A 6,579-nucleotide genomic window follows, 5' to 3' on the forward strand; every position below is an offset into this window, starting at 1 on the left:
TTCCAGTGGAATGTTGTATGAGTATTTTTGCAAAACAGGAACCGCGGCCTGATGAAATACTGATACAGGGAATTATTTCATCTTTTCTCTAAAGGGAGGGAATTTTATGGAAGCTTTTAATAACTTTGTAACTGCAATCAATGGCGTAGTATGGGGTCCTATCATGCTGGTTCTGCTGATTGGTACACACGTACTGCTGACAATCAGAACAAAATGTATCCAGAGAAAGACATTTACAGGGATTAAGCTGTCTATCACACCCGATAAAGAAGCATCCGGTGATATCGGCGGTTTCGCAGCGCTGGCAACAGCTCTGGCTGCTACAATCGGTACTGGTAACATCGTAGGTGTTGCTACAGCCATCGGTACAGGCGGCCCCGGTGCTGTATTCTGGATGTGGATGACAGGTCTGCTGGGCATGGCAACAAAATATTCCGAAGCTCTGCTGGCTGTTAAATTCCGTGTAAAAGCAAAAGACGGTTCCTACATTGGTGGCCCTATGTATGCTCTGGAAAGAGGTCTGGGTCAGAAATGGCTGGGCGTTCTGTTCGCAATCTTCACAGGTTTCGCAGGCTTTGGTATTGGTAACATGGTACAGGGGAACTCCATCGCTGAATCCGTACAGGGTACCTTTGGCATTCCCAAGATCGCAACTGGTATCGTTCTGATGATTATCACAGGTCTGGTTATTCTGGGCGGCGTTAAATCCATCTCCAAAGTATGTGAAAAACTGATCCCCATCATGGCTGGTCTGTACATCCTGGGTTGTGTAGTTATCTGTGTTATCAATGCAGCTTACATCCCCGCAGCATTTGGTGCGATTATTAAAGGTGCTTTCAATCCTTCCGCAGTAGGCGGCGGTTTTGTAGGTGCTACAATCGCAACATGTATCCGTGCCGGCGTATCCCGTGGTCTGTTCACAAATGAATCTGGTCTGGGTTCTGCTCCTATCGTAGACGCATGTGCGGCTACAAGAAACCCTTCCAGACAGGCTCTGATCTCCATGTCTGGTGTATTCTGGGATACTATCGTTGTATGTTTGCTGACAGGTCTGGTTCTGGTATCCTCTATCCTGAAAGACCCTGCTGGTATGGAAGGCCTGACAGGTGCTAACCTGACTGCTGGTGCTTTCAATGCAATCCCTGTTGTAGGTCCTGCTGTTCTGACATTTGGTCTGCTGACATTCGCATGGTCTACAATCCTTGGTTGGTCTTACTACGGCGAACGTGCGTGGGTTTACCTGGTAGGCGTTAAAGCAATCAAACCTTATCGTATTGCTTGGACAATCGTTGTATTGGTTGGCTGTGTAGCTGCTCTGGACGTTGTTTGGAACGTAGCCGATACACTGAACGCATGTATGGCATTCCCCAACATGGTTGCTCTGATTGGTCTGTCCGGCGTTATCGCATCCGAAACAAAGAAATATGTTTGGGATAAAGACGCTGAAATGGGCGGTCTGATGAAATGGATGGAAGACGAAGCTCCTCAGGTGGATAGATAATTCACTTGGTTTTGCCTGAAATCATATTATCTTATAAGATGAATGGAAGCGGTATGCTCTTTGAGTATACCGCTTTTTTCATAATAAGAAGAGAAATATAAGAAGAGAAATCGGAAAAGCAGACTTTTCTCTGTTTATAAGGGAAGAAGTCTGCTTTTTATGATTTGCAATATGGGCGTCTGCGTTTCTAAAATGGCATTTTGCCATCCTAAAAGAGAAAAAGACGAAGTCTTTTGAGGTTTCCTTGATTTATGCTATAATAAATAAAATTTTAAAAATGGAGGAGAACGGTATGACCGAAAAGTTATATTATCAGGATGCTTATGCAACAAAATTTACAGCAAAGGTATTGGAATGCACAGAGGGAAAGCAGGGCTATCAAGTGGTTCTGGACAGAACCTTATTTTACCCCGAAGGCGGCGGCCAGCCTGCGGATCTGGGGGTGCTGGGCGGCGTAAACGTATTGGATGTCCATGAAAAAAATGACATCATCACCCATACGACAGACAGACCCCTGCAGGTAGGGGCAGAGGTAGCGGGTGAAATCGATTGGGAACGCCGCTTTGACCTGATGCAGAACCATTCTGGGGAGCATATCCTCAGCGGCGTGATCTGCGGAAAATATGGCTGTGATAATGTTGGTTTCCATATGGGGAAAGAAAGCATTACCATTGATTTGAATACAAAAATTCCCGAGGATGAGCTGCCTTGGCTGGAAGAAAAAGCCAATGAAGCTATTTGGACCAATGCGCCCGTGGGGATTCGCTATCCTTCCAAGGAAGAACTGGATAAGCTGGAATATCGCAGCAAAAAGGAACTGGAGGGACAGGTGCGTATCGTCAATGTGGGTGATTATGATTGCTGTGCCTGCTGCGGTACCCATGTAAAGCTGGCGGGGGAAATTGGACAGATCAAGATCATCGGTGCCCAGAATTATAAGGGCGGCACCAGGCTGGAGCTGCTTTGCGGCAAGCGCGCCCTGCAGGATTATCGGAAGAAAAACGATGTGGCAAACGAAGCCGGCAGATTGCTTTCTGTACCCGGAGTGAAAGCAGATGGAGCGGTCAAAAATCTGCTGGCGGAAAGAGACGCGCTGACACAGGCATTGAACCAGTTAAAATGGAAATACTTCACCCAGAAAGCAGAGCAGGTGGCGGAGGGGACAGAAAATATCCTCTTTTTCGGCGATGATCTGAACAGCAAGGATATGACCCATTTTGCAGACCTGCTGCTGAAAAAAGGGGCAAAACGCACAGCAGTATTTTCTAAAAACGGCGAAGGTTTTGCTTTTGTGCTGCTGAGTGCGGAAAAAGATGCCCGCACATTTGCAGAGAAAATGAAAGAGCCCTTTGGTTGCAAAGGCGGCGGCAAGCCGGATGCGGTACAGGGCAGAGTAACAGCGGAAAAGAAAGAATTACAGGCATTTTTTGCAGGCAAGGGTTTCCTGATCGAAGAATAAAAAAATAAGAAATTTGTAAGAAAGTATTTAGAAAAAAGAAAAGCATCATTTTTTAAAATATGATATCTTTGTGGCGAAAGGCAGTGGAAAAATGAAAGAAGCATTTAAAAAAAACAGAGAAAAGCTGCTGAACCGAATCGAAATGTTTTCGGCGGCGGTGTTATTTGCGGGCAAGGCGCCTTTCAAAAGAGGGGATGAGAAGTACCCTTTTTCACCTGACCGCAATTTTTACTATGCAGCAGGAATTGACAGAGAGGAGTGCATCCTCTTTCTGGCGAAAACCAGAACCGGCGTGGAGGAGATTCTTTATATCCCCAGGGATAACGGCGTGATGGCGAAATGGGTCGGTGCAAATATGACGGCGGAAGAAGCAAGGGCGGCCAGCGGCGTGGAACACATCGGCTGGATCGACGAATTTGAAAGTGATTTTGCATCCTATATTTTCAAAAACGGTATCAAAAAACTATGGCTGGATATGGAAAACCGGGAATGGGACGATGCTCCTTCCCCTGCGCTGGAATTTGCGGCAAAAGTCCGCAATAATGCCCCCCAGATGGTATTTGGCGATCTGTATCAGGCATTCAGCGAAATGCGCCTCATTAAAGAGGAATGGGAACTGGAACGGATGCGGAAAGCTATGGATATCACCCGCTTGGGCATCGAAGCCATGATGAAAACGGCCAAAGCCGGTATGAAGGAATATGAGGTAGAAGCCGCTTATGATTATACGCTGATGAAAAACGGCGTGCGGGAAAAAGCATTCCAGACCATTGCCGCCGGCGGCAAACGGGGAACGATTTTGCATTATGTGGCGAATGATCAGCCTGTAGCAGAGGGGGAATTGATCCTCATTGACGCAGGGGCCCAATGGAGATGGTATAACGGAGATATTTCCCGCACCTTCCCCATCAATGGTAAATTTACAGAACGGCAAAAGCTGGTTTACAACATCGTTTTAGAAGGACAGCAGAAGGTCATTGATGCCATTAAACCCGGCGTGCCCTTTGCCGATTTGAATGAATTGCTGAAAGACCATTATTTTGAAGCATTAAAGAAAATCGGCCTGGTTGAAACAAAAGAAGATGTGGCGAAATATTATTATCATAGTGTAAGCCACTACCTTGGGGCGGAAACCCACGATGTGGGCAGATACGGCGACCGTATTTTGGAATCGGGCATGGTGCTGACGGTGGAGCCGGGGCTCTATATCGAGGAATGGGAAATTGGTATCCGTATCGAGGATGATGTATTGGTGACAGAAGAAGGCAATGAAGTGATGACTGCTGCTATGATAAAAACGGTGGAGGAAATTGAAGCCTTCATGGCTCGGGAATGATTTCATGGCAGGTGAAGAATATGGGGGATTTTAAAGAAACAGATTTATATGAGCCTATCCGTGCTTTTCTGGAGGAAGAAGGTTATCAGGTGCAGGCAGAGGTGAAACATTGCGATATTGCCGCGGTGAAAGACGGGCAGTTGTTGGTGGTGGAGCTGAAAAAAGCCTTCAGCCTGAAGCTGGTCTATCAGGCATTGGAACGGCAAAGCCTGACGGAACAGGTTTTTGTTGCCATCCCCCGCCCGAAAAAAGGACAGCGGGAAAAGGCCTGGAAGGATATGCTGCGGCTGCTGAAACGGCTGGAACTGGGCTTGCTGACGGTGGCACTGGACAGCCCCTTGCAGACGGTGGATGTGGTTCTGGAGCCTTCCGACAGCCTGGCATGGAAAAACCGCAGGAAGCGGGAACAGCTGCAGGCGGAGATGGAAAACCGCCAGATGGATGTGAACGTGGGCGGTATGACGAGGAGAAAAATCATCACAGCCTTTCGGGAAAAAAGCATCCGTTTGGCCTGCCTTTTGGAGAGGGAAGGGCAGATTTCCACGGCGGCTCTCCGGGAAAGAGGTATGGAGGACTGCGTCGGCGTCCTCAGCAGAAATTTTGATCAATGGTTTCAGCGAGTGGAAAAGGGCGTCTATACCCTTTCCGAAAAAGGGCGAGAAGCCTTGGAAAATGAGGATTATGCAAAGGTTGTTGCCTTTTATCGAAAGGAAAAGTAAGGAGGGATGGTTATGTCCATACTTCAGGTTTTAGGAAATATATTGTGGGTGATTTTTGGCGGCCTGTTTTCTGCCCTTGGCTGGCTTTTGGCAGGATGCCTTTGCTGTATTACCGTTATTGGTATCCCCATTGGGAGACAATGCTTTAAATTCGCAAGGATCGCCCTTTGCCCCTTTGGAAAGAAAATTTATTATGGCAATATGGGCTCTGGTTCTATTCTTTTGAATGTGATCTGGGTACTGCTTTGCGGGGTGGAGCTGGCGTTGGCTTCTGCGGCGATGGGTATCACCTGCTGCCTGACGATTGTGGGGATTCCCTTCGGGCTGCAGCATTTCAAATTCGCTATGCTGGCATTGACCCCCTTTGGTGCAGAGATTCGAGAGATGTAAGGGTGATGGGAAAAGGATGAAAGTTTGGATGAAACGGGTTATTTTATGTCTGTTTTTTCTTGGTGTGGCTGGAATGTTGGCTGTTTTTGGCTTGAGTTCCTATATGAAAAGCCATACGGCGGACCATATCCTTTCTGCGGAAGAAGCGGAAGAACTGGAGGCGGACTGCATTCTGATTTTGGGGTGCGGCGTGCGGGAGGACGGCACACCGAGCCTGATGCTCAGGGACAGACTGGAAACGGGGATTGCTCTATATGAAGCAGAAGCGGCGGAGAAGCTTTTGATGAGCGGAGACCATAGCCGAAAGGAATATGACGAGGTGAATACCATGAAGAAGTTTGCCATGGAGCGGGGGATTCCCTCCGAGGATATCTTCATGGACCATGCAGGATTTTCTACTTATGACAGTATGTATCGGGCAAGGGATATCTTCTGTGCGGAAAAGGTTATTATCGTGACCCAGGAATATCATTTGCCCAGGGCATTATATGTGGCGGAAAAATTGGGACTGGAGGCCTATGGTGTGGCTGCCCTGGATGTGAATTATCGGGGGCAGGCGTACCGGGAATTTCGGGAGATGCTGGCGAGGGCTAAGGATTTCTGCACTGCATGGATACAGCCGGAACCCAAATATTTAGGAGAAGAAATCCCTGTCAGCGGGAATGGAAATCTGACCAACGATTAAGGAGGAATTGACATGATCGTAACAACAACAAACAGCATTGAAGGCAAGAAAATTGTAGAATACAAGGGAATCGTATTTGGGGAAGTGATTTCCGGCGTCAACATGATAAAGGATATGATGGCAGGGCTGACAAATATCTTCGGCGGCCGTTCCAATACATACGAAACAGAATTGATTGCTGCTAGAGAAAATGCGATCCGTGAAATGCAGGAAAGAGCGGCGCAGATGGGGGCAAATGCCGTTGTAGGCGTGGATATCGATTATGAAGTGCTGGGGGCAGATAATGGGATGCTGATGGTAACGGCTTCCGGTACAGCGGTAAGATATGAATAAGAAAGAAAAACGGACTTGCCTTGGCTGGCAGGCTGCGTAAAAATGATATACAGAATGGATTGTATAAAAAAATCCCGACTCTAATTGGAGCCGGGATTTCTTTTTATTCTTCGCCAAGATAATCTCTGGGGTTTTGATAAATGCCGTTCAGCTGAA

General features: G+C 47.4%; 7 protein-coding genes. All 7 read left to right on the forward strand.

Features of this window, described 5'->3' with window-relative positions; all coding sequences use genetic code 11:
* Nucleotides 1-106 precede the first annotated feature (106 nt).
* A complete protein-coding gene (locus ACI39P_RS04530; RefSeq protein WP_439719511.1) occupies nt 107-1,501 on the forward strand; it encodes an amino acid carrier protein in 1,395 nt (464 codons plus the stop codon).
* Between the two features lie 244 nt (nt 1,502-1,745).
* Nucleotides 1,746-2,960: an alanine--tRNA ligase-related protein gene (locus ACI39P_RS04535; RefSeq protein WP_439719512.1), complete on the forward strand. Its 1,215-nt coding sequence runs from the start codon at nt 1,746-1,748 to the stop codon at nt 2,958-2,960.
* 91 nt (nt 2,961-3,051) lie between these two features.
* Nucleotides 3,052-4,296, forward strand: coding sequence for an aminopeptidase P N-terminal domain-containing protein (locus ACI39P_RS04540; protein WP_439719513.1), 1,245 nt, complete (start codon nt 3,052-3,054; stop codon nt 4,294-4,296).
* Between the two features lie 20 nt (nt 4,297-4,316).
* Nucleotides 4,317-5,015 carry a DUF2161 family putative PD-(D/E)XK-type phosphodiesterase gene (locus tag ACI39P_RS04545; RefSeq protein WP_439719514.1) on the forward strand — a complete coding sequence of 233 codons (699 nt, stop codon included), beginning with the start codon at nt 4,317-4,319 and terminating at the stop codon, nt 5,013-5,015.
* A 12-nt stretch (nt 5,016-5,027) separates the two neighbouring features.
* A complete protein-coding gene (locus ACI39P_RS04550) occupies nt 5,028-5,405 on the forward strand; it encodes a YccF domain-containing protein (RefSeq protein ID WP_439719515.1) in 378 nt (125 codons plus the stop codon).
* Nucleotides 5,406-5,433: 28 nt separating this feature from the next.
* Nucleotides 5,434-6,090: an ElyC/SanA/YdcF family protein gene (locus ACI39P_RS04555; RefSeq protein ID WP_439719516.1), complete on the forward strand. Its 657-nt coding sequence runs from the start codon at nt 5,434-5,436 to the stop codon at nt 6,088-6,090.
* Between the two features lie 12 nt (nt 6,091-6,102).
* Nucleotides 6,103-6,423, forward strand: coding sequence for a putative heavy metal-binding protein (locus ACI39P_RS04560; RefSeq protein ID WP_439719517.1), 321 nt, complete (start codon nt 6,103-6,105; stop codon nt 6,421-6,423).
* Nucleotides 6,424-6,579: the final 156 nt, after the last annotated feature.

This window comes from Anaerotignum sp., from assembly GCF_051877975.1.
GTDB lineage: Bacteria > Bacillota > Clostridia > Lachnospirales > Anaerotignaceae > Anaerotignum_A.

Coding starts and splice junctions, on each gene's coding strand:
- ACI39P_RS04530 (WP_439719511.1), top strand. CDS start 107: ATGGAAGCTTTTAATAACTTTGTAACTGCAATCAATGGCGTAGTATGG.
- ACI39P_RS04540 (WP_439719513.1), top strand. CDS start 3,052: ATGAAAGAAGCATTTAAAAAAAACAGAGAAAAGCTGCTGAACCGAATC.
- ACI39P_RS04545 (WP_439719514.1), top strand. CDS start 4,317: ATGGGGGATTTTAAAGAAACAGATTTATATGAGCCTATCCGTGCTTTT.
- ACI39P_RS04550 (WP_439719515.1), top strand. CDS start 5,028: ATGTCCATACTTCAGGTTTTAGGAAATATATTGTGGGTGATTTTTGGC.
- ACI39P_RS04555 (WP_439719516.1), top strand. CDS start 5,434: ATGAAACGGGTTATTTTATGTCTGTTTTTTCTTGGTGTGGCTGGAATG.
- ACI39P_RS04560 (WP_439719517.1), top strand. CDS start 6,103: ATGATCGTAACAACAACAAACAGCATTGAAGGCAAGAAAATTGTAGAA.